The sequence below is a fragment of the Bremerella cremea genome (assembly GCF_039541315.1).
GTDB classification, from domain to species: domain Bacteria; phylum Planctomycetota; class Planctomycetia; order Pirellulales; family Pirellulaceae; genus Bremerella; species Bremerella cremea.
The window spans coordinates 596,286-619,080 of the sequence record NZ_BAABFZ010000004.1; the positions used below are offsets into that span (position 1 = coordinate 596,286).

General features: G+C 56.2%; 18 protein-coding genes and 1 tRNA gene. 11 read left to right on the forward strand and 8 right to left on the reverse strand.

Annotated features, from left to right (window positions below; all coding sequences use genetic code 11):
• Positions 1-4: 4 nt before the first annotated feature.
• Positions 5-1,282, forward strand: coding sequence for a MauE/DoxX family redox-associated membrane protein (locus ABD890_RS17050; RefSeq protein ID WP_345092335.1), 1,278 nt, complete (start codon positions 5-7; stop codon positions 1,280-1,282).
• Here ABD890_RS17050 and ABD890_RS17055 read toward each other — a convergent pair.
• Positions 1,279-2,052 carry a class I SAM-dependent methyltransferase gene (locus tag ABD890_RS17055; protein ID WP_345092337.1) on the reverse strand — a complete coding sequence of 258 codons (774 nt, stop codon included), beginning with the start codon at positions 2,050-2,052 and terminating at the stop codon, positions 1,279-1,281. The genes ABD890_RS17050 and ABD890_RS17055 overlap by 4 nt on opposite strands.
• Positions 2,053-2,316: 264 nt before the next feature.
• On the opposite strand from ABD890_RS17055, the gene ABD890_RS17060 reads away from it, so the two are divergent.
• The 3 genes from ABD890_RS17060 (at position 2,317) to ilvB (ending at position 7,011) form a co-directional block, all read left to right on the forward strand.
• A complete protein-coding gene (locus tag ABD890_RS17060; protein WP_345092340.1) occupies positions 2,317-4,005 on the forward strand; it encodes a hypothetical protein in 1,689 nt (562 codons plus the stop codon).
• On the forward strand, positions 4,002-4,868 hold the full coding sequence (locus tag ABD890_RS17065) for a glycosyltransferase family 2 protein (RefSeq protein ID WP_345092343.1): 867 nt from the start codon (positions 4,002-4,004) through the stop codon (positions 4,866-4,868). The genes ABD890_RS17060 and ABD890_RS17065 overlap by 4 nt, the downstream gene beginning before the upstream one ends.
• A gap of 412 nt (positions 4,869-5,280) precedes the next feature.
• The gene (ilvB, locus tag ABD890_RS17070) at positions 5,281-7,011 is read left to right on the forward strand and encodes a biosynthetic-type acetolactate synthase large subunit (RefSeq protein ID WP_345092433.1); all 1,731 of its coding nucleotides are present in this window, start codon (positions 5,281-5,283) and stop codon (positions 7,009-7,011) included.
• Positions 7,012-7,124: 113 nt separating this feature from the next.
• Here ilvB and ABD890_RS17075 read toward each other — a convergent pair whose 3' ends face one another.
• Both ABD890_RS17075 and ABD890_RS17080 read right to left on the reverse strand, forming a co-directional pair.
• Positions 7,125-9,071: a vWA domain-containing protein gene (locus ABD890_RS17075; RefSeq protein WP_345092346.1), complete on the reverse strand. Its 1,947-nt coding sequence runs from the start codon at positions 9,069-9,071 to the stop codon at positions 7,125-7,127.
• A 176-nt stretch (positions 9,072-9,247) separates the two neighbouring features.
• A complete protein-coding gene (locus tag ABD890_RS17080; protein ID WP_345092348.1) occupies positions 9,248-9,889 on the reverse strand; it encodes a TetR/AcrR family transcriptional regulator in 642 nt (213 codons plus the stop codon).
• Between the two features lie 96 nt (positions 9,890-9,985).
• Between ABD890_RS17080 and ABD890_RS17085 the strand changes: the two genes are divergently transcribed.
• The 3 genes from ABD890_RS17085 (at position 9,986) to ABD890_RS17095 (ending at position 13,653) form a co-directional block, all read left to right on the forward strand.
• On the forward strand, positions 9,986-11,224 hold the full coding sequence (locus ABD890_RS17085) for a multidrug effflux MFS transporter (protein ID WP_345092351.1): 1,239 nt from the start codon (positions 9,986-9,988) through the stop codon (positions 11,222-11,224).
• Positions 11,225-11,666: 442 nt separating this feature from the next.
• Positions 11,667-12,671 (forward strand): SMP-30/gluconolactonase/LRE family protein, encoded by a 1,005-nt coding sequence (locus tag ABD890_RS17090; RefSeq protein ID WP_345092354.1) that lies wholly within the window; start codon positions 11,667-11,669, stop codon positions 12,669-12,671.
• Between the two features lie 97 nt (positions 12,672-12,768).
• Positions 12,769-13,653, forward strand: a complete 885-nt coding sequence (locus ABD890_RS17095; RefSeq protein WP_345092357.1) for an RAD55 family ATPase — start codon at positions 12,769-12,771, stop codon at positions 13,651-13,653.
• Between the two features lie 9 nt (positions 13,654-13,662).
• Here ABD890_RS17095 and ABD890_RS17100 read toward each other — a convergent pair whose 3' ends face one another.
• Positions 13,663-14,001 (reverse strand): tetratricopeptide repeat protein, encoded by a 339-nt coding sequence (locus ABD890_RS17100; RefSeq protein ID WP_345092359.1) that lies wholly within the window; start codon positions 13,999-14,001, stop codon positions 13,663-13,665.
• 324 nt (positions 14,002-14,325) lie between these two features.
• On the opposite strand from ABD890_RS17100, the gene lpxA reads away from it, so the two are divergent.
• Together lpxA and ABD890_RS17110 are read left to right on the forward strand one after the other, a co-directional pair.
• Entirely contained in the window at positions 14,326-15,195 is an 870-nt protein-coding gene (lpxA, locus tag ABD890_RS17105) for an acyl-ACP--UDP-N-acetylglucosamine O-acyltransferase (protein ID WP_345092361.1), read from the forward strand.
• Positions 15,196-15,289: 94 nt separating this feature from the next.
• On the forward strand, positions 15,290-15,793 hold the full coding sequence (locus tag ABD890_RS17110) for a hypothetical protein (RefSeq protein ID WP_345092364.1): 504 nt from the start codon (positions 15,290-15,292) through the stop codon (positions 15,791-15,793).
• 6 nt (positions 15,794-15,799) lie between these two features.
• Here the strand turns inward: ABD890_RS17110 and ABD890_RS17115 are convergent, their stop codons facing one another.
• The 3 genes from ABD890_RS17115 to ABD890_RS17125 form a co-directional block, all read right to left on the reverse strand.
• Positions 15,800-16,204 (reverse strand): carboxypeptidase-like regulatory domain-containing protein, encoded by a 405-nt coding sequence (locus ABD890_RS17115; RefSeq protein WP_345092367.1) that lies wholly within the window; start codon positions 16,202-16,204, stop codon positions 15,800-15,802.
• Between the two features lie 102 nt (positions 16,205-16,306).
• Entirely contained in the window at positions 16,307-17,233 is a 927-nt protein-coding gene (locus ABD890_RS17120; RefSeq protein ID WP_345092370.1) for a DUF1559 family PulG-like putative transporter, read from the reverse strand.
• A 244-nt stretch (positions 17,234-17,477) separates the two neighbouring features.
• A complete protein-coding gene (locus ABD890_RS17125) occupies positions 17,478-19,037 on the reverse strand; it encodes a glycoside hydrolase family 183 protein (RefSeq protein WP_345092373.1) in 1,560 nt (519 codons plus the stop codon).
• A 411-nt stretch (positions 19,038-19,448) separates the two neighbouring features.
• Between ABD890_RS17125 and ABD890_RS17130 the strand changes: the two genes are divergently transcribed.
• Positions 19,449-19,889, forward strand: a complete 441-nt coding sequence (locus ABD890_RS17130; RefSeq protein ID WP_345092376.1) for a BLUF domain-containing protein — start codon at positions 19,449-19,451, stop codon at positions 19,887-19,889.
• Between the two features lie 141 nt (positions 19,890-20,030).
• Positions 20,031-20,115, forward strand: a tRNA-Leu gene (locus tag ABD890_RS17135).
• Between the two features lie 77 nt (positions 20,116-20,192).
• Here the strand turns inward: ABD890_RS17135 and ABD890_RS17140 are convergent.
• On the reverse strand, positions 20,193-22,679 hold the full coding sequence (locus ABD890_RS17140; RefSeq protein ID WP_345092378.1) for a c-type cytochrome: 2,487 nt from the start codon (positions 22,677-22,679) through the stop codon (positions 20,193-20,195).
• Positions 22,680-22,795 lie beyond the last annotated feature (116 nt).

Genomic DNA, 22,795 nt, shown 5'->3' on the forward strand with positions numbered 1-22,795 from the left:
CTTCGTGGACAACGCTTTGAACGAAAAGACCGAGGCTCGATCCGGTGCGGATCGAGCCTTTTTCATTTACCAGCGGTTGGTCGCCTTGTTCCTGCTGCTGTTGATGGCGGCGACCTATCCGCTATGGATCGATCTCACCAGCTTCCCCGCCGTGCCGGTTTGGTCCTTTCTGTGTGATGTTCCGCCGATCGCCGATCAGATCTTGGCTGGCGGATTGGTCCTGGTAGCTGCAACGCTACTGATCGCCGGACCGCAAGGAACGCTCGCTTCGCGATTGTGGCTGACGCTGGCCGGAGTACTGCTGCTGACGTTTCTGTTGAACCAGCATCGCTTTCAGCCTTGGGCCTATCAGGTCGCGGTACTGAGCTGCTTTTTCGGCCTCGTGCCGGGAAGTCTGGCTCGACGACTGACGATGGCGGTCGCTTTGAGCGTCTACTTCTTTTCGGCTGTCTCGAAGCTGAATACCTCGTTCGTCAATGAACTGGGAAACGACTTTCTGGCGACGTTGTCCAGCCAGGTAGGAATGGCCTGGCGACCGGATCTTTGGAGCAGCGACAAGTGGTTTGCTCTCGCCTTTCCAGCGTTCGAGTTGATCACATTCGTTCTGCTCTGCATCCCGAGAACCAGAAAGCTTGGCGTTGTTGCCGCGTGTGCCATGCACATCGGTTTGATTGTTGTGCTGGGGCCGCTTGGGCTATCCCATAGCTGGGGCGTGCTTCTCTGGAATGTTTTCTTCTTCGCCCAAGCCATTCTGTTGTTCTGGTTTCCAGCGAACAGTGAGGAACAGCCTGTCGAAGCAACTTCCCCTTGGCGCGTTCGTTCCGCAATCGCGATTTGTGGTGCTGTGGTTTTGTTTCCACTATTGGAACTGGCAGGGATCGGCGATCCTTGGCCTGCATGGGGTTTGTATGCCTCGCACGTCGGTCGGACTTATCTGTTTGTGCCACGACACGTGTTGGGTTCTCTGCCGGAAGAGATGCAGCCCTACGTCGACGAGCAATCGAGTGAAGACTGGTTCGTGCCGATTCTGTTAGATCGTTGGTCGCTTGAAACGACCGGAGCACCGATCTACCCAGGCGAACGGTTCGCATTCGCCGCCGCGCGTTCGTTTGCCGTGAAGACCAAGACGGTCAACTTCGCTCGACTCGTGATCGAATCGCCCGCCGATCGTTTCTCAGACGAACGCCGGGCCGAGGCGTTCGCCGGTGATCAAATTAGTAAAGAAGCCCAACGCTTCTGGCTCAACACCGAGCCGCGTCGCGCGTACCTACGAGGCAACTAGCCTGCACTGCCTGCGAACATCGCGACCGATCCTTCGATGGCGATTTCAACCGCTCGCAGTTCGCCAGAAAGAACCTTCTGGAGCAAGTCCACCGAATCGTTCTGATTCCCAAAAATCCCGCGGCGATTGTACGATGCCATCACGCGACGTCCTAATCGACCTTTCGGGCGAGGCTCACCGAGGATCGTAGCTCCGAACAAGATTCCGCCTGGTTCCAGCGTGGTGGCCACGCGGCGGATCACTTCGCTACGGAATGACGTATCGCCCGGTAAGCAGTGCAGCACATACATCAGCGACGCTGAGCGGAAGCGTGGCAGCGTGGAGGGAAGTGGCTGAGCAAGATTGGCCAGCACAGTTGTTGGTTGAAGTCTCGCGATTCGTTTCGACGCGGTGTTCAAGCAGTTCTGGTTGGCATCGAGCAGCGTGACCTGGCTGGCAGAGTTCAGCCGCTGAGATCGATCGAGAAATAAGCCCGTTCCGACACCCACGTCGAGATGGCAATCAGTCACATGCCGATCGAACCAGGCCTGAAGTGTCGCCGTACGGCAGTGCCACAGAAAGCGATTCGAGAAACCATGCACCGCCAGATCGTACAGCGGCAATGACCACGATGTGTAAATCCGATGGCCTGCATCGGTGTCGATCGAAGATGGGTCAGTCGAGGCGTTCAAAAGTCGTGGCGGTATCTCGAAAACAGGTTGCGGAAACAAGCAGCCGACAGCGTAGCAGGTTCTCGCCTCGAAGGCCAAGGTACGCACTTGCTCCGGCATGAACGGTGCGTTGATCGCCGTAGCGGGTAGGGCTGTAACGTTCGTAGCGATTGTCGGATGGAAGTGGGCTCGGTTTCGGGAACCCGACTATTGTTTCCCACCAAGGTTCGGGGAATCCCAACCCGAATAGCGTCCTATGGTTGACCAAACGGGGCTGTCTATTCCTTATCCGCAATCGTATTCGCTGTGCACGATTCTCCGCCTCAAAACGATTCCCATCCGCTACGGTCATGGTCTGCTTGGGCCATTGTCGCAGGCACGCTATTGGCCGTTGCCATCGCCGTCAGTCCGAATGGTGCCGATCCCGATCTGTGGGGTCATGTGCAATATGGACGTGATGCTCTGCAGGAAGGTCTCGCGCGAACGACAACGTACAGCTACACCGCCAACGGTTATCGCTGGATCAATCACGAGAACCTCAGCGAACTGGCGTTGGCGATCGGTATCGACGCGATCGGCCCGAACGGACTGCTGCTGGTGAAACTGCTGTTGGGACTTCTGATCTGCAGCGTGCCGTTTTGGAAGACGAAAGACTTTGCCAGGTATCCTCTGCCGGTGATGGTGGTCTCGCTGTTGATGGCGACCAACTTCACCAATCATTGGAACGTGCGACCGCAATTGTTCAGCTTTGGCTTCTTTGCCTTGCTGCTCGTTCTGCTCGATCGCGCTTTCGTCGGTTGGCAGGGACATTGGAATCTGCCTTGGCTGACGTCGCTACGCCGTGGTGAAACGGCCGACGCTGGTAGCTGGAGCCACAAGTCGATGCGGCTTCTGTGGCTGGCGATTCCGCTTTGCTTTTTGTGGACCAATACCCATGGCGGCTTTATGGCTGGCGTTGGGGTGTTGGGCGTTTACCTCGTCTGCCGCATGTTCGAAGCAGTCGCGATGCGTGGCTGGGAAGCCTCTGGCATGCTGCGTCGTCTTAGCTTGATGCTATTCGGTGCGGTGATCGCCACGCTGGTGAATCCTTACAGTTATGAACTTCATCAGTGGATGCTGGAAGCTCTGCGTGTGCCTCGGCCTGAGATCACCGAGTGGCATCCGCTGTACTCGCTTGACATGTTCAGCGTGGCTTTCATCGCCTTGTTAGGGCTGATGGGCTTCTCGCTGGCTTATTCGAGGAAACCGCTCGACTTCACGCACTTGGTCGTGATGTTGCTGGTTGCCGCGCAGGCCACCATGCATCAGCGACACGCTCCGTTTCTAGCGATGCAATGTGGTTTCTGGGTGACTCCGCATGTGGTTTCCGCCTGGAATCGACTGACGGCGGTGAACAACGCAAATCAACGTAATCTGAACCCCGCAATTGCCTGGGGTGTGGTGATTCTGGCTGCAGGCATGTTTGCCTGGCCGTTGTACGGAAGGCTGAGCGTGATGCGTGTTGACCGCGATGTCTATCCGGTCTCGGCGATCGAATACATGGACCAGCATCACCTGCATGGCAAGACGATCGTTTCTTACAACTGGGCCCAGTACTACATCGCGGCCCGATGTGTCGATGGTGCTTCGAGCGTGCAGTTCGATGGCCGTTTTCGGACTTGCTATCCGCAGTCGGTCGTCGACCGGCACTTCGACTTTATTCTTGGTGACGCGCCAGGAATGCGTTTCCGCAAATTGCCCTCTCCGGTAAATCCGACGGCCGCGTTGGTCGAAGGCAATCCGGCACTCGTATTGCTTGACCGAGGTCAGCCCCACTCGGAGCAAACGATGGAGTCGGTACCAGGATGGACCCTTTTGTACCAAGACTCACTTGCTCAGGTATGGGGACGAAGCGACTTGTTCAACAATCCCCAATCACCTGAATTTGTCGCCCCCAACCAGCGTTCGATTTCGGACGCAAACCAGCACGGCTTTGTAGCCTGGCCTGCGATTCCATCGCAACCAGCCGGAGCCAACCCATCATCGCAACTGGCACGTGCCGTCAGCACGGCAACTCAAAGAGGGCAACCATGACCACCACGCTTTTCCCTTCGACTTCTCCCGCATCTACCTGGGAGCATCTCGACGACCACCCTTGGGACCTCGCACCATGGGAATTTCGTCTGGCGGAAACCGAGCATTTGCTCGACGAGCTGGAAACCGACAACCAGCAGCCAACCGACACACTCGACTATCCACTGCCAGTCGACTTCAAGCTTTCGGTGATCGTGCCGGTTTTTAACGAAGAAGCAACCACCGCCACGGTTGTCCAACGATTGCTTCAGCTTCCGTTTCGTACGGAAATCGTCATCGTTGAAGATGGCAGCACCGATCGAACCCGCGACGTGCTGACCCGGCTGGCCCACTTCTGCGATTTGAAGATCATCTATCACGCTCGTAATCAGGGCAAAGGAGCGGCGATTCGCACGGCACTCCGATATGTGACCGGCGACGTGGTGGTGATCCAAGATGCCGATCTCGAGTACGAACCGCAAGACATCGCCCAGGTCATTCGTCCGATCGTGACCGGCGAGGCCGATGTTGCTTACGGCTCTCGTTTTATGAGCGAAGCCAAGTACGACAGGGATTCGTGGCTGCATCGCCTCGGGAACCAGGCGTTGACCTGCGCCTCGAACCTGCTGACAGGCCTTCGCCTGACCGATATGGAAACCGGCTGCAAGGCATTCAGCCGCAACATTATCCAGCGGATCGAAGTTCAGCAGAACCGATTCGGCTTCGAGCCTGAAATCACCGCCAAGCTGGCCAAGCGGAAGTATCGCTTCGTCGAATGCCCAATCCAGTTCCGTACCCCGAACTGGGCCGCCAGCAACAAGGTTGGCTGGCAAGAAGGGCTATCGGCCTTGTGGTGTATTTTCAGGTACCGATTCTCGGACTAGCTCAAAACATCGTCACGGGATGGCTATCTGCCTCCTCCGCAGGTAGCCATCTCTTGTGGCGTTTAATTCTTAGGCTTCAATGGTTGAACCCGCGGTCGCCATGCTGGCAGGCGATTTCATTGCGGTCATCCGTCAAATATCCCCCAGAAGTCACAGCATACACCCCAAGAGGGTGTCTTTTTGGTGCCGAAAACAGCTCAATTCGGTTGAACCCTAGGCCCGCAAAGCCTATCCTTATAGTTTGGATCAATGTCCCTTCTCCCTCTCTATGGCAATAGGGCCTTCTGCGAAGGAGGTGGGCAATCGCGATCGGGCATCGGTTTGCCTTGCGATTGGATTCCGAGGAATCTGTTTCAATCACCGGAGAGAATCTGTGAGTACTTCGACTGAAAAAGCTACGAACAACCAAGTCATGCTGGGCGCCGACATTATGATCGAATCGCTGGTACGACATGGCGTAGAAGTACTCTTTGCTTACCCGGGCGGTTGTAGCATGCCTCTGCACCAGGCGTTGACCCGCTACAAGGACAAGATCCGCACGATCTTGCCACGTCACGAACAAGGTGGTTGCTTCGCGGCCCAGGGCATCGCTCGTACGACCGGTAAGGTCGGGGTGGCCATGGCCACCAGCGGTCCAGGTGCCACCAATCTGGTGACCGCGATCGCCGACGCCAAGCTCGACAGCATTCCGCTGGTCGCGATCAGCGCTCAGGTGCCTCGCGCCGTCATCGGTAGCGATGCCTTCCAGGAAACGCCGATTGTCGAAGTTTGTCGTGGTATCACCAAGCATCACTACCTGGTGACCGACATCAAAGACCTGTGTCGGATCATGAAGGAAGCTTTCCACATCGCCACGACCGGCCGTCCAGGCCCAGTGCTGATCGACATTCCGAAGGACGTTCAGCTGGAACAGTGCGTGCCTGACTGGGACTGCAAGATGAACCTGCCGGGCTACAACATTCAGCCTCGTCTGGCCAAGCCAGAACAGATTCGTCAGGTCGCTGCCGCGATCAAACGAGCCAAACGCCCGGTGATCTACGCCGGTGGTGGTGTGATCACTTCCGGTGCTTCGGAAGAGCTGCGTGAGTTGGTCAAGAAGACAGGTATTCCGATCACGATGACCGTGATGGGCCTGGGTGCTTACCCGAACGCCGATCCGCTTTCGCTCGACATGCTGGGGATGCACGGTACCGTATACGCCAACCTGGCGGTGAGCGAGTGTGACTTGCTGATCGGTTTGGGCGTTCGATTCGACGACCGCGTCACCGGCAAGCTGACTGAATTCGCCAAGGACGCCAAGATCGTTCATATCGATATCGATCCGAGCGAACTGAACAAGAACAAGCAGGCTCACATTCCGATCGTCAGCGATCTGAAGCCTGCCTTGCAGATGCTGAACGAAGTGGTCGAAGCTCCTGAAGACATCTCGGACTGGGTTGCCCATTGCCAGAAGATGAAGAAGGACGATCCGTTGACCTACAACAAAGAGTTCGACGGCATTCTGCAGCAGCACGCCATTGCCGAACTGTCGCGTTTGACCCAGGATCGCGAAACGATCATTTCGGTCGGCGTCGGTCAGCACCAGATGTGGGCTGCCCAGTTCTATCAGTTCAAGAAGCCTCGCACGTGGCTGTCGAGTAGCGGTCTGGGAACGATGGGCTTCGGTCTTCCGGCGGCCATGGGTGCCCAGGCAGCCAACCCCAACGCCCTTTGTATCGACATCGAAGGGGACGGCAGTTTCCAGATGAACATCCAGGAACTGGCGACCTGCTTCTGCGAAAAGCTGCCGGTTAAGGTTCTGTTGGTGAACAACCAGCACTTGGGCATGGTAGTGCAGTGGGAAGACCGCTTCATGGCTGGTAACCGTGCTCACACCTACCTCGGCCCAATCGATCACGATGAATGGGAAGGCAAGGGTAACGACATTTACCCAGTCGAACGTTACCCAGACTTCGTTCAGATCGCCAAGGGCTACGGCTGCGGTGCGGCAACGATCAGCAAGAAGAGCGAGTTGATCCCAGCTCTGGAAGAGATGATCAACTACGATGGTCCTTACGTTCTGGACGTGGCTGTTCCTTACCAGGAACACGTGCTGCCGATGATCCCAAGCGGCATGACCGTCAAAGAGATGATCAAGTCGTAAGCACGAACAGATCATCCATCAAGAAAAGCCAACGGGGAACGAGCAATCGTTCCCCGTTTTGCTGCGCGGCCACCTGAAGTGGATAGCCGGTTGCCGCATCTTATTCGCGTCCACTACAGCTTCGGAATCGGCACCTTTTTGTCGCTCTTGCGGCGACGGGTATCGAAGTAGTACGGACGCAGGCCAGAGCCGAAGCCGCGTTTGACTTCCCAGGCAGCACGCGTTGCCCAGGGGGTTCCGGCGTATTCTTTGGTCACGAAGGTGAGAAGTTCCTTTGCCCGATCAGCGTCGTCCTGAGTCTTGTCGGGGGCGACCAGATTCGAGTTCGTTCGTAGTTCCCAGCCGCGGAACTCCATGTAAGGTTCACGCTTCGGATCTGGCGGAGTTGGGTTCTTCAGGAACAGTTCGCTACTGACACCATACTCGTAGGCTCGACAGCGGTAGGCATACAGTTGCCCGAGCATCAGGTCGTAGTTTGCTTGCCAACGCAGCGAGGTCGACGCATCACGCAGGTCGCGGTTCTTTTCCAGAACCTTGATCGCCTTGTCGAGATATTGCCCGTATGGGATCACGTCGGCTTGTTCTTTGCGAACCTGCTTGGCCATTTCGTTGGGATCTTTGCTGTACCAATGGCGAATGGTCAGCACTTCCTTACGGTCTTCCTGGAATGGATTCAGGTCGTAGACGACATTCGTTACCAGGCTCTTCAGGGCGTCTCCTTTAATCTCGGAAACCTGGGCGGCGCGAGGTCGCAGGTCAGGGCGATAGAAATCCATCGTCTTGGCGTCGTACTTCCGATCGGTCACGTAGTGGATGTCGTCCTCTTGCCCTGGCAGCATAAAGAACCTTCCACCTGTTTCTTTGGCTAGGCGGACTTGCTCGTACGGACCAAATCCGCTGGTCATCGCATCCCAACGTTTGCCATAGCCATCGGTTTGAAGCTGTTCGACGTAGGCCGTTTCGGGCCCACGATCGATCCGCAACAGATGCATTTCGCCACTGAACGGGTGGCGCCATTCGTAGTGGGCATAGGGATAGCCAAACATCGCTTCGCGCCCCATCACGAACAAGCGGCAGTCCATCTGCTGTGCCATCTTGATGGCGTTTTCGAGCTGGGCACCATTGTCGTTCATGTTGCCGCTTTCGTCGGTGACCATGATCAACGCCACCTTGCGATCGGCGATCTGGGCATACTTGCGATGCCGCGACAAGGCTTCCATCACAGCGGAACAGGCCATCTCTTCGCCAGATTGATCAATCTGAATGGCATCGATCGCCGCCTGAATTTCAGAAAGGTTGGAAGTGGGGGCCTGAGTGAGTTGCTGGAAGCCTTGGCCGTAGCTGGTTACCGCGGTGGTCAACACATCGCCCTGACCTTCTTCTGTCAGGCCGATCTCGGTGTAAACGCGACCAATGCGTTCGCGGATTCGCTGCTGGTCATCCTTCATGCTTTCCGACTGATCGAAGAGCCAGATCACCAGGACCTTATTCTTCGACATCATCCAGATCAGCTCCTGGGTGATCTGGTCCATCGCTTCCTGATAGTTCGATACCACTTCCTGAGCCGAGCCGATGGTGCCTGAGGGGATCTCGCGAATGAGTGAATCGCTGTCGGTCGAGATCATGGCAATGTCGGAAAGCTCGACGCGAACGGTCTCGGTCGGATCGAGGGCCTCTTGCTGCAGTACCGGGGCCGACATCGAAGCGATCGCTTCTCCGGCCATGCCCATTTCCGATACCGGCATGCTGGCGGTCGCCATCTCGGTCGAGACGACGTCGAGCTGGTCGAGTTCAATCTCGAACGTTTCGAGGTCTTGGACCATGTCCGGCTCGATGACCGTTACCAGCGGTTGGGTGCGTTTTTGGCTGGTCAGCGTGAACATCGCCAACACCATGATCAACGCAAAGTGAAAGATGAATGACGTCAGGAACGCGGCCGAATGGTAGGCCGAGTGAGCCAAACGCTTCAGTAGCCCGCGCGGAGCTTCGTCGTAGGTTTCGATTTGGGGAATGGATTGGCTTTCCGAAGCAGGCAATTGCTGCGAGGGGAGTGGTTGCATGGGTCGGCCAAATGGGAAGAGGTTCGTCGAGCCAAGAAATTGCAAAAAGCTTCAAGCAAAATGCATTCCATTACCCATTGTGGCCGATAGGACCCGCAATTGCGACAAGAAAATGCCCTGAATGGGGAGTTTGGCGTGTCAACTCAGGTGACATGTATGCCGCTTGAATCGACATGCTAGAGGTAGCCAAAAGCTCGCAGAGCAGTGTCGACTTGTGCTTCAACCTGGGCCTTGGGGGCGCGATGGGCTTTGCCGAATAGGGCACTTAAATGATGGCGAGCCAACGCCGCGCTTAGCACGGTCGAGCTCCACTGTTCGTAGTCTTCCACCGCTGGGCCGATGCCTGCGTCGGCTGCCTGACGAATCGCTTGTTTCAAAAACTGTCGCCCCTTCGCGATCACCCGATGATGAAAGTCTTGGGCCAGCTTCGGTGTCCGTTCCGCTTCGGCGATCAACAGTCGCGTGAGACGGACCTGGCGGGGCGAGAGGATAAACGTGACCATCGCCAGCAAGCGTCGCCGGAGTTCTTCAGCCGGTGGAAGAGGAGGGGCAGCTTCAGGATTTTCCCAGGGGCAATCACCAAGCGAACCGACAACACCTTCGAATAGTCTCTCTTTATCAGGGAAGAGGGTGTACAGGGTCTTCTTCGACATGCCAGCCAGGCGAGCGATCTCTTCCATGGTGGCCGCTCCGTAGCCGATGGTGGTGAATACCTCTTCGGCTGCCCGCAACAAGAGCTGGGATCGCTCTTCTTCCGAGTAAACCGGCGGGCGACCTGGTTTAGAGCGAGACGTCGATGTGGAAGATCGCGGGGCCATTGGCGTTGACTTTTAGGTAGCTAAGCAATATTGTTCTATTTAAGAAACGATAGCGTTTCCAAATGACAAAGACAAGTTCTTGCCCCTGAAGTCGCCATGCAATCCTCGAGCCCGACCGAAACTCCTCCGCAGCTTTCGCCTTGGTTACTCGCGCCTGTGCTGGGCGTGCTCGGGGCGTTGGGGCCGATGTCGATCGATCTTTATCTGCCCGGGATGCCGCAGATTGTCGAGTCTTTAGGGATCGATGAAGGAACCGGCCAGCTCAGCCTGATGACCTTCCTCGGCGGGCTGATGCTGGGGCAATTGTTCTATGGGCCGACGTCCGATCGATTGGGACGGAAGCCGATGATCTTTGTCGGTCTGGTTCTGTTCTCGATCGCTTCATTGGGTTGTGCGTTCGTGCAAACCGGAGAGCAACTGCTCTTGCTGCGATTCATCCAAGGCTTGGGCGGGGCGATTGGACGAGTCGTGGGAATGGCAGTCGTTCGTGATTTGTACCGTGGCAAAACGGCGGCGATGCTGGTGGCCATGATGATGCTGGTGCTCGGGCTGGCTCCGATCGTCGCACCTCTAATCGGCTCGGCTATTTTGCTGGTGGCACCTTGGCAATGGCTATTCGTTTTTCTTACCTTCTTCGGCCTGGCATGCATTGTGATGGTGGCGGTTGCCTTGCCAGAAACGCGATTGGAAGCCCAGCGTACGTCGAGTCATCCCGTGGTGGCGATTCGCAACTACGGCGGGCTGCTGCTCAGCCGACAATACATGCCGTACGTGGCTGCTCTTTCTCTGGCCCAGGCAGGCTTCTACGCATACCTTACCGGATCGTCGTTCATCTTTATCAACCTGTATGGACTGTCGCCCACGATGTATAGCGTGCTCTTCGCAACCAATGCGGTGGGGCTGCTCATCGGGGCTCAGATTGCTCCGCGGTTGATCGGGCGTTTTCAGGCAGAGAACATCGTCCGTTCCGGACTGGTCGCGTACACGATGGCCGCCATGTTGCTGGTCACCTTACAACTGACCGGTGCGCTGAATGTCGTTCTGCTGTCGGTCTTGCTCTTCACGATCATCGTTTCGCTGGCGTTCGTGATGCCGATTGCTGCGGTGTTAGCACTGGAATCGCAAGGCAAGATCGCAGGCACAGCCGCGGCGATGCTTGGGGCGTGTCAGTTCGGCTTCGGCACGGTCGCGGCCTTGGTGATTGGCTTGACGGCGAACGGCACCGCGATGCCCATGGTCATGGTGATCGGACTGAGTAGCCTGGCAGCGATCTCGATCGCGTTCCTCACCTTCCCCGGCACTGAAGAAGTGTACCTGCAGGAAGAGGCGGCCTAGATCGCAGGTTTGTGATCGGCTTTGAAATACGCTCAACCCATAGAAAGAACCCGTCACTCAACTTCGACGACGCGGTGTCTTGCTGATTTTTAATTCGATAGACGCATAGTCGCCGAATCACGATCGGCCACTCCGGATCGACCTCGCGGAACTGGTTTACCGGAGGGCCTTCGGTAGCGATGGCAAGGTTGATGAGAATCTACCCGGGATCGAATAGGCCAATCGGGCTGGCCTTGGCCGGTTCTCGACTTCATTAGGGGAGGTCAGCTGTTCTTCATGGGGCAGATCCATGGCGAGTGTTTACTGGCAGGATCGTTCCGTTTCTATCAATTTTTCGCCCCGATACCGGGTTAATTGCCATGCCCGCCTTAGCGAGTTAGGATTAATTTCCCTATTCTTCATTCACCAACTCAATTTCTCTGCCCCCTTGGAGATCCCGCCCATGCGTTTTTCCCCCCTCAGCCTCGCACTCGCTCTATGCGCCGCGATTGCCGCCCCAGTCGTTGCCGACGATGTGAAAAAGACGATTGGCGAGATCGAACGTCTCGATCCAGCATTTGACAAGTTGGTTGCCCCTGAGGCCAAGATCGAAGTTCTGGCCGATGGTTTCGAGTGGTCAGAAGGACCCGTCTGGGCTCCGGAAGGGTTTCTGCTGTTCAGCGACATTCCGAACAATCGGATCGTGAAGTACAAGCCGGGCAAGGGAACCGACGTCTTCATGCAACCTGCTGGCTACACCGGCATGCCGAAGTTTGAAGGTCAGGAACCAGGCACCAACGGTCTTGCATTCTCGCCGGAAGGTAACCTGACGATGTGCTGCCACGGCGATCGCAACATCACGCAGATTGTCGATGGCGAACGCAAGGTGCTGATTTCGCACTACGAAGGAAAGCGACTCAATAGCCCGAACGATCTGGTCTTTCACGCTAATGGCGATCTCTACTTCACCGATCCTCCTTACGGATTGCCCGGCGGGTTGAACGGCAAGGAAGCCGAGCTCGACTACTGCGGCGTTTACCGCCTGGCGAAGGATGGCAAGTTGACGCTACTTACCAAAGAGTGCCCACGCCCCAACGGCATTGCATTGTCGCCAGATGGCAGCACGCTGTACGTGGCCGACTCGCAGGAATGTTTCGTCAAAGCATTTCCGATCCAAGAGGACGGCAAGCTGGGTGAATCCAAGAAGGTTTATGATGCCGCCGAGTGGAAGGGTAAGCGACCTGGAAGCTGCGATGGTTTGAAGGTCGACACCGACGGCACGCTGTGGATCACGGCCCCAGGCGGCGTGGTTGTTGTCACTGCCGAAGGGAAGCAATTGGGACGAATCAGCACTGGCGAGCGAACCGCGAACTGTGCATTTGGTCCTGATGGTACGTTGTACATGACTGCAGATATGTACCTCTGCCGCGTAAAGACGACCGCCAAGGGAACGATCGGTTCCGAGTAGGCAAACTCACCATAGGGTCTGCTGGGCGGACGGGAAGTGGATTGGTACCCTGTAACAGTACCTTCAAGTTTCTTGCCCCACCGACAGACCCTGAGCCATGCCTGCTGCCCGACAAACGACCGGTATTCCTAAACTCGACGAGCATCTTGGGGGCGGGCTGATTCCTGGCACGTTGACTCTGGTCATCGGAGCAACCGGAATCGGCAAAACCCAAATGGGTGTTCACTTCGCCCATGCCGGTCAGGCAGTCGATGGTCACAAAGGGGTGTTCTTCGATATGAGCACCCGGGGCGATTCGCAAAGCCATGTCGAATACGCCGACCGTATGTTCGGGTGGAAGCCGGTCGCGGCCGACTCGAACCAGGTGCCAGAACTCGAAAACTTCTTCGAGACGGAATTGACCCGCGGCGAAATGCTGCACGTCTTCGACTATCAGGGCAAACGGGTCTCGCGACGCGATATGGACTGGGACGAACTTGGGCACTGGCAGCGTCAGATCAACGAGAAGCTCGCCACGACGATTGGCTTTCTGTATGGCAACTTTGCTCATGGTTGCCGCCGCGTGGTGATTGATGGCCTGGAACCAGTGGACGTGCCTGCCGAATCGATTCAGATTGAATTGTTCGAGTACGTCTATCACCAGGTGCTGCGAAAAGACCCAATGTGGGTGGCTCGCGACTTGTTCCGGCAGACGTTCCGCAAGAACAGCGAGATGGCCGAAAAGCATTGCTATGCAACCGAAGAAATCGGCTGCATGATGCTGCAGACGTCCAAAGAAGCGATGCTCGATCAATTGATCTCGCGAAACCTGGACGAGGGAGACTTAATCAGCGGCGCGAATACCGTGATCTACATGGGAAAGATCCTCGACGGAACCAAGATCCGCCGAGCGATCTATATCAGCAAGCATCGTGGCAGCGCCGCGACCGACGAGATTATCCCGTACCACATCGACGACGCTGGCATTCAGATCGATGGCTAACCGAGCGAACTACATCCCGCCTCGGGAGGCGTCCGAGTGGTGCTTGGCTTGCTCCGCTTTCTCGATGTACACCGGATCGCGAGTCACCTCAAAAGCCTTCTGGTAGGTGACGCTCAAGGCGGTAAAGTTGAACGGATCGCCTGGCTCGAGCTGGCAGGCCGTTTCGGCGTGATAGCAAGCCTCGGCAAACTGGTTCAAGTTGCCGTAAGTGACGGCCAGGGCCATGTGCGAGAGAACGTGTTCCGGCTTCTCGGCCAGGACCGCTTTGAATTTCTCGATCGCTTCCTCGTATTTCCCTTCGTCTCGCAGCTTTTCGCCTTCGCTGTAAAGGGTAGACGTATCAGACATGGTCTCACATTCGTGTTAAAAGACGCAAAAGGGGTTGGGAACGTGCCTAGATTATATGAAAACGCCCCCGATTTGACACGACCCCGGACAGCTACCTCTTCCTGGGGCTGCTAAGTTTGGCCATGCTGGCACAGCATTGCTATCGCAAATTAGAGCGGAAGTCCGTAGCAAATAATTGGTTTCGATCGATCGGGCTAGACAGATTTTACCGATATAGCTTATCTAGGAGCGTTGACGCGCGGATCAGACAGCCAGGATGGCCTCTTTTCCTCGTAGCCCTGGAATCGCAATACCCATCTTCGACCTTCAGCAAAAGGATTTGCTGTGACTCAGATCCACCCTTCCGCAATCGTTCATGCTACCGCGGAAATCGGCCACGATGTCACGATCGGACCGTTCTGCGTCATTGAAGAAAACACGAAAGTCGGGGATGGATGCCAGATTAACTCCTTTGCGTCGATCAAAAAGGGGACCACTCTGGGGGCCAACAATAAGGTCCATGAACACGCCGTCATCGGCGGGCCTCCTCAGCATCTTCGCGCCGGGGTGGAACTAGGCGAAGTCATTATTGGTACGGGCAATGTCTTCCGAGAGTTCGTTACCGTTCATCGCGGTTTAGCTCCTGGCAAGAATACCGTCATCGGCGACAACAATCTGCTGATGGTCCAAGCCCACGTCGGCCACGACACCATCATCGGAAGCAACACGATCATCACCAACAACGTCATGTTGGGTGGCCACGTCGTCATCGAAGACCGAGCCTACGTCAGTGGTGCCGTCGCTGTGCATCAGTTCTGCCGTGTCGGCCGCAACGCCATGGTTGGCGGTCAGGCCCACGTCGTTCAGGACGTCGCACCTTTCGTCACGGTCGATGGCTGCAGCAGCCTGGTCGTTGGTTTGAACACGATTGGTTTGAAGCGAAGCGGCTATTCGCCGGAACAGCTTTCGGAATTGAAGCGTGCCTACCGCATCATCTTCCGCTCGAACCTAACCAACCGCGAAGCCCTAGAGCGGGTCCGTCGCGAGTTCCCTCAGAGCCCAGCGTTGCACTTCGCGACCTTCCTGGCCGATAGTGAACGTGGCTTCATTCAGGGACGCAGCCGTGGTCGCGGTGTCGACGTCAGCCGTCCGCAACTTCGCGTTCTGTCGGACGAGAAAGACAACGCAGCCGATTCCAACCGTCGCGCTGGTTAAGCAGGCCTCGCCGGTAAAGTCTCATTTGCTTGCTGGCCTCCATTCGCTGTGCTAGTTTGGCCGAAGCGTGTTTTCCATTCTTCGAGGCCAAGCCATGAGCAAACATTCCTTCTCGAGCTACACCGGCTTCATCTTTATGGTGTGCCTGGTGTTGGGAATGGGGCTTTCACTTGCCGTATTGTCGCCGCCTCTTGGCATTGGCTTTTTGCTGTGTTGGGCGTTGCCCAGCCTGGTGCTCGCCATGTTGACCATTGCCCGGCACTCAGACGATATGCCCTTGCCATGGGAAGATCAGGTCATCGCCGTCGTCGTATCGTTCGTCCTGCAGATTCCTCTTTGGATCGTAGCGAACTTCTTTGGATTTATGTTCGGCGGCTTGGTATTCGATCTGACGGTCGGAAGAGCGGAAGCGGCTTCGATTGTGCAGCTTCCGTTGATGACCATGAATATGCTTTGCTGGGCGGCGACGACCTGGGCGACTTATTGCTGCCTATTCATCGGGCTGCTCGTCTGGGGACGTGTTGGGGTCTACAACGATGATCCCAACAGCAAGCTGACCAGCATTCGCGACGCGAAAGCCGTTCATCATCCGTTCTAGGACCGACTAGCGGGCCTTCTCGACTTTGAAGTCGATGACGTTGGGCCCATCTTGGACTTCGGCCTTCAAGGGAGATTGTCCCTGGTTGGCGTACTTCTGATGGATCGGCGAGCTTTGACCGTAGTCGCTGCTGCCAATGACGGTCACTTCATAGCGTCCCTTCGGGGCACCATCGGTTTCCGAAAACGTGCCCAGCTCGTAGGTGCCATCTTCTTTAATGTAGCCGATCGAGCTCGAGTTTTCGTCGAGCGACGCAAAGACGATCGTGCCACCCTTGATCGGTGTGCCATCTTCAAAGGTGACCGTGCCGGTGACTTGTTCTGTGGCACCATTGGAGCCACTGCAGCCAACCAGGCCGAGCATGGTTACGGCGCAACACAAAGAGACGATCGACAAAAACAAAACTCGCATGATGGACATTCCTTCTTATTCCTGTGGGATTGGAGACCAAAGGCGGCCAACGCTCGGAAGCGTTGCCGCCCATATCTGTCAAATGCCAGCGACCGGAGATGACTATTGGTCGTAATTGTTCACGCGGCCGTCACGGCGATCTGCCATCAGCAGGGTGAACTCTGGATTGACGTTGTTGGCAACGTTTCGCACGCTACCATCACCCATCAGGAATTGGCTGATACCTGGGTGGAAGCTACCCATGCTCTTGCGATATTCGCCCGACGTGATGTTCGGGCCACGAAGGAGTGGGAACTTGGAATTTCGGATAATCATCCAGGTCTTCCAGTCGTCGATGTGCCAGTAGTACATCGTGCCGTCACCCACATTAGCGTGGCGGTTGAGCGAGCTGATAGGAACGTACTTTTCGCCCAGGATCGAGGTGTTCGACAGACCGTCGGTGATGCTGGCGAAGTTCGTTTGCGACTTCCAACCGGTCAGACGACCGCCACTGTCGACATTGCCACCCTTGGCTAGAACCAACGCACTGTAGTGCAGGGCAGGGGTCGCGTTATCGGCGTCCAAGCGATCGCATTCGTTGGTGCTTTCGCGGTTGCCGGTGATGCAGTAGTCGGTCGCGGCACCTAGTTCCGAGATCTGCGAACCGCTACGACGGCTGGGACACAGCAGGCCCGGCACACCAGCAGCATCGGTCTTGATGAACGTGTTGTTGGCGCCCGTGGTCATCGGCAACGCCAGGTCGAGCTGGTCGACGACGTTCTTCTGTTCCAGGTACGGCATGATCAGCGGGAAGAAGCTGGCGTATTCATTTCGCAGAGCCGCTGGCGGAAGCGAATTGAAAGTGTCGTGGAAGTTGTGGAAGGTCAGGCCGAGCTGCTTGAGATTGTTGCTGCACTGCATGCGGCGGGCGGCTTCACGAGCTTGCTGCACGGCAGGAAGCAAAAGAGCGATCAACACGCCGATGATGGCAATCACGACCAAAAGCTCGACCAACGTAAAGCCCTTTTGGGCTGCATGATGGGACTTCATCGATACCTCGAGTGACAAGATGAGAAAAGGTGCTTGTTACCTAGCGGAATTAAGAAGCTAGGAAAATAATTCGCAATGAATCGTAGCCAGCACGTCTCGAGGAGGCAACCTAAGGTGAGGCCATGTTGCGTAAACCCGCGTGTTTAGGGTGATAAGTGGCCGTAGATAGCAGATGCGGATGCCGAAACAGGTCTCAGTAGGATCGCCAGGGAACTTATTTTATCCCCGGGTGGGTGTCCTGGGGTTAGTTCGTATGGGTGTTGATTTGGGATAAATCCAGTCCATACATGATCGTGTTATAGTCGTAACGGGGGGTTGGGAATTTTTTTGCAGAAAATTGTTTGGTGTAGGTGCCATCAAAGTAGATTCTTCGCCCCCCATCCTGGTCGAGGAAGTCGTGGTGAACTGGGTTGTAGAAGGTGTAATGGTCGTGCGTCACGACCTTCTCTGCCTTAGACCACTGGCCCGGCAATGTCTTGGAAGTCAGGATATAGACCTCTCCGAGATTCGACGACTCGCCGTAGATTTCATTGGCGATCATCACCCAGCAGTCGAGGTAATCGTTCCAGCGGACTGAGCCACGATGCAGAACGATCTTCCGGCCTGATTGTGCATCGACCGTTTGAATCCAAGCTTCTTCCTGCTTGATCTCGCCTCGTTCGACGAGCTGTCGCTGCTGCTCGGCTCCGACCAGGTCGGTGTTCTTTCGCCAGGCATACTGCAACTTGCCATCCCCATCGCGAGCGAGCGCAGGCTTCTTTAAGTCGAGGTCGAAACCTTCTTCAAGGCAGGTCCAGGCTTCGTACTGCGTCGGATCGAGAACCGCGTCCCAGCGAGCCGCGACACGGATCAGCGGGTAAGGCGTGGCGAAGTAGATGTATTCCTGACCGTCGTCGACGTGGTGAAAGGACTGACCGCGAGGATAGAGCCGAGCTGGTTCCTCGAAGCGAGTGACCTGATCGAACTGCTCGGTCGACTCGTTGAACATCGCGATTCCTGCCCGGCGTTCTTTGCCGAGGCCTTCACGAATCGAATAGTGCGTCAGGACCTTCGTCTGCCCATTCGGGGCATCGACGGTGCACATGCCATGCATCCAGATTACGGTGCCAGGGATATCGTTCACGAACATCGGTTTGCTGAAGCCATCCTGGTCGACCAGGTACTGCTGATCGATCCCAATCGACGGATCCATTCCCCCCTTGGCCGGCAGCTTTGACCAGGCGCCTGAGGTTGCAAAGTTGCCCAGTGGATACGAGGGGCGAGCCGTATCCCCCCAGGTCCATAAGATACGATCGCCAAGTTGGATCGCCTGGGTCGAGTCTTGCCCCATCACTTCGCCGTTGAGATTGGCGTACTCCCAGGGAACTGGTTTGCCAAGCTTCACGCTGTGATGGAATTGCCCCTGACCAGTAACGCGATAGAGTCGCTCCGCCAGGTTGTGCCGCTGAATCTTGATGGTTCCAGTTTCGCCCGGTCGGACATCGAAGGCCTGGCCTCGATTGCCGAAGCCATCTGCTGGAAGCGAATAACCGTGCGATTTCACCGAGAAATAGACCCGTTGGTTCATCAACCCCGGCTCGTCGAAGGCGATCCAGCCTGCGTTGTCGGTGATCAGTCGGATATCGTTGGTGGTCGTCAGTTCGACCAGGGGAACACCGCGCCCTGTTTGTTCGTCGACAACCTGAATACCAAATGGGGCCGAAGTGGGAGAATCGATTGTTTGAGCGGAGAGGACGGTATGGATGAGCCACGCCAATAGAAGCGAGGCCAGGATCATCGTCCAGCGCGTGGGAGAACGAGACATGGGATTGCTGCTTGGATGGAAGGGTGCCGACAAGGTCCTGTCGAACGCTTGCCAGTTGGTAGGATCAGTGGGGAAGGGAGTTTTGATCAGTGAGTTTTATGATAACGGGTTTCCCCGGACTTTGGCCAGAGAATAAAATGCCTGGCTGATCGAGCGGGCGGAAAACCAAACGGAACGACTTCGCTAGCTTCGCCTTCCTTTGCTCAACCAGTGGGCACAAAGCAGTTGGAAGTCGCCAAATCGCATTCTACGATTCGCGTCTCGGTTGGACCTCTAGGATTCTCGTGGACACCATCTGCCCCTAAGTGCTCACGAAATTGCTTGCAATTGCCTGGGGCCGTCGTGAAGATGAGCCAAGGGGACCATTCGGCGATAGACACCATTCGCCGAAAACCAGAAAGGTAATCTCGAGTGTTCGCAATAGCGTATGCAAGTTACAGCACCGTCGATGCAGGAAAGCTCGACCTGGATGGAATAGCACGGGAAGCTGCGGTTAAGAACGCCGCACTCGGGATCACCGGGTATCTTTGTTACGACCATGGTGTCTTCTTTCAGTATCTGGAAGGGGAGCGACACACCGTTCTCGAACTGATGGATTCAATCGAAAAAGACCCGCAGCACGACGTGATCAACAAGGTGATACTGGGCGAATATGACCAGCGGGTATTTCCCGATTGGAGCATGCGGTACCTGAACCGCAGCGACCTCCGGCGTGTCGATTTGGAGCATGTCTTGGAGCATTCGCTGTTTCACATGGACTCGAAGCTGTACGGCCAAGAGAACATCGTGGCCCTGATTCGGGCCTTGGCAGCGAACATCGCGGCTCGCCAGGCACACCTGAAAGCGGCTTGATTTTCCCTTAGGGTCTGCTGAGGGCAGCTTGCAGCGGTTTTTCTGGCGAATATTGGAATCAAGAACAAAATTTGGTCGCTGGGGTCCTTGATCAAATGGGGTCTGCGAGGCATAAATAGTTCTTTCCAGCACACAGCTTAGGCCGAAGTGGCGGAATTGGCAGACGCGCTAGGTTCAGGTCCTAGTGGGGGTTAACCCCGTGGAGGTTCAAGTCCTCTCTTCGGCACTCAATAAAAAAACCACGATGGCGATTCCATCGTGGTTTTTTCATGCGCTGAGCTGGGCGAGCTTCGCCCGGCTGGCTTAGTTCTCTGAGAACATCGCGTTGGTGCGATCGCCTCGCGAAAGCAGGTAAGCCATCAGGTCCTTAATTTCTTCTTCGGTGAAGTTATCGAGGAGCCCTTCGGGCATCATCGAGGTTTCCGAAGGCATGATTTCGTCGACCTGATTGCGGTTCACGTGCGTGATGGCGTTTGGATCAAGCATGTTGGTGTTGATCTGCATGTTGTCGCCATTCAGGTTCACGATACGGCCAATCACCACGCGACCATCTTCGGTCAGCACCTTGATGGCCTGGTACTGATCGCTGACCTGCTTGCTCGGCAGGATCGTCGATTCCAGGATATCACGCGGGCTGAAACGGCCAGCCAATGCGGTCAGGTCAGGACCGATCGCGCCGCCCTGCTGGGCGAAACGGTGGCAAGCAAAGCAGTTTGCTTCGGCGAACAACTGCTGACCCTTGTCGAAGTTGCGGCCCTTCAGCGTGGCTGGATCGACAACGGTCGCCAAATCTTCCACGGTCCACTTCTTCACCAAGGTACGAGGCTTTCCGCTGACGGTTGGCATGCTGGAATCTGGCTTGTGATCGAGGATCGAAGCCAAGGCCGCCTTACGTTCGGGCGAGAGGTTCTCGACTGCTTCCTTCTTAATGTCCTGAACGAACAGGTCGAAGCTGGCACCACCACGGTAGTTAGCCGCCTTGTGGAACCAACGGAAATAGCGTTCCTGAAGTTCGTCGTTCCAGCCAGCCTTCAGCAGGCGAAGGCTCTTGGCCAGTTCGATCTGCTGTTCCTGGGTAGGAGCGGCTTCGAGCAGTTCCACCAGACGTGGGGCGGCAACTGGCGATTGCAGACGAACCAGCAGTTCGGCCAGCATGCGGTTTTCTTCCGGCGAACCGGCCGGCAGCAGCGGTTCAAGCTTCTTCAGGTAGCGATCACGTACTTCGGCGTCGTCACCCATACGCATCAGAACCAGGCCATAAGCCCGCAGCAGACCGAGCTTCTGCTGTTTGGTGGCTGAGGCATAATCGATCGCATCGAGCTTGTCGAGCAACTGGCCACGCAGCGAGTCGTCGCCAACGCGGGCAAGAGCAATGGCCGTATCGATCACGGCATAGGTGTTATCCAGCGCGATCGCCTTGTCTTGCCACTTGGCTGGGTCTTGATGTTCCAGGGCGATGCGAGCCGCCTGACGAATGAAGCGATCTTCGTTGCCCAAATTGGCCAGGGCCAGATCGATCCCGGCAGGGTCTTTCGAGACGTGATATTCTTCGAGCTGACGACGCAGCTTCATGGCGTCATTCAGCCCTGTGGGGGCGGCGTCCGCTGTCTTTTCGCCAACGTAAGTCACACGATACAGACCCGACTGGGTCTTACGGCCACCGACGGTGAAGTACAGAGCCTTGTCCTTCGGGCGAACGATGATGTCGGTCAGCGGCAGCGGGGTGCCGGTGATGAACTCTTCAGGCGTACCTTTGTAGGTCGCACCGTCCGCTTCGAGATGCACGGCATACAGCTTACCGTAGCTCCAGTCGCAAGCGTACAGAGCGTCTTGATACTTCTGTGGGAAATCGGTGCCATAACCGAAGGCAACACCGGTGGGCGAACCTGGGCCGATGTCGACCAGGCCTGGGGTGCTGTCTTCGTAGTAGGCTGGCCACTTGCCGGAACCATTACGCCAGCCGAACTCGGCACCGCTCACAGCGTGGCAGATACGGGTTGGACGATACCAAGGGGTATTCAAGTCCCATTCCATGTCGGCGTCGTAGGTGAACAATTCGCCGTCACGATTGAATGCGGCGTCGTATTCGTTGCGGAAACCAACGGCGAGCAGTTCCCATTCTTTCCCTTCTGGATCGATCTTGGCGATGTAGCCGCCGGGGGCCATCTTTTCTCGCATGAAGCCACGACCGTAAATACGTGGCAGCACCAGGTCTTCGTCCCAAACTTGAGGAACACGCGACGAAGCGAATTCGGTCTCGTTGGTCTGGTTGCCGCAGACAATCACCAGGTGTTCGCCATCTGGATGCAGCATCACAGCATGCGGGCCATGTTCGCCGCCACCACTTAGCTTGCGAAGCTGCGTCACTTTGTCGAGCTTGCCATCGCCGTCGCTATCGGTCACTCGATGCAGACCGCTGGGGAACTGACCGCTGTTGACCACCACGTACAAGCTGTCGAACGCCCAGACCAATCCTTGGGCACCACCAATCTGAACATCGATTGGCGTGACGGTGACTTCTCCCTTCTGACCTGCATCAGGCACGGCGACGTTATATAGCTTGCCGTATTGATCGCAGACGATCAGGTTGCCATCCGGGCCAACGCACATGCTGACCCACGAACCTTCTTTGTCTTTGGGAACCGAGTAGAGCAGTTCCACCTGAAAGCCGTCGGCAACTTTGAAGTGAGAAGGATCGGTCGCAGTTGGTTCTTTTGCCTGGCTGAGATTGGTAAGGCAAAACGCAACTACCAAGGTGCTAAGGCAGCACCACACCGTTTTCATTGTCATCAGGAGGATTCTCGCGAGGTAGGCTTAGGTGATTTCGAGAAAAGTGTTTTGAGTTGGTTTTCGCAACCTGCTCTAGAATAACCATAGCACTTTAGGCCGTTCAACTCCCGCAAATC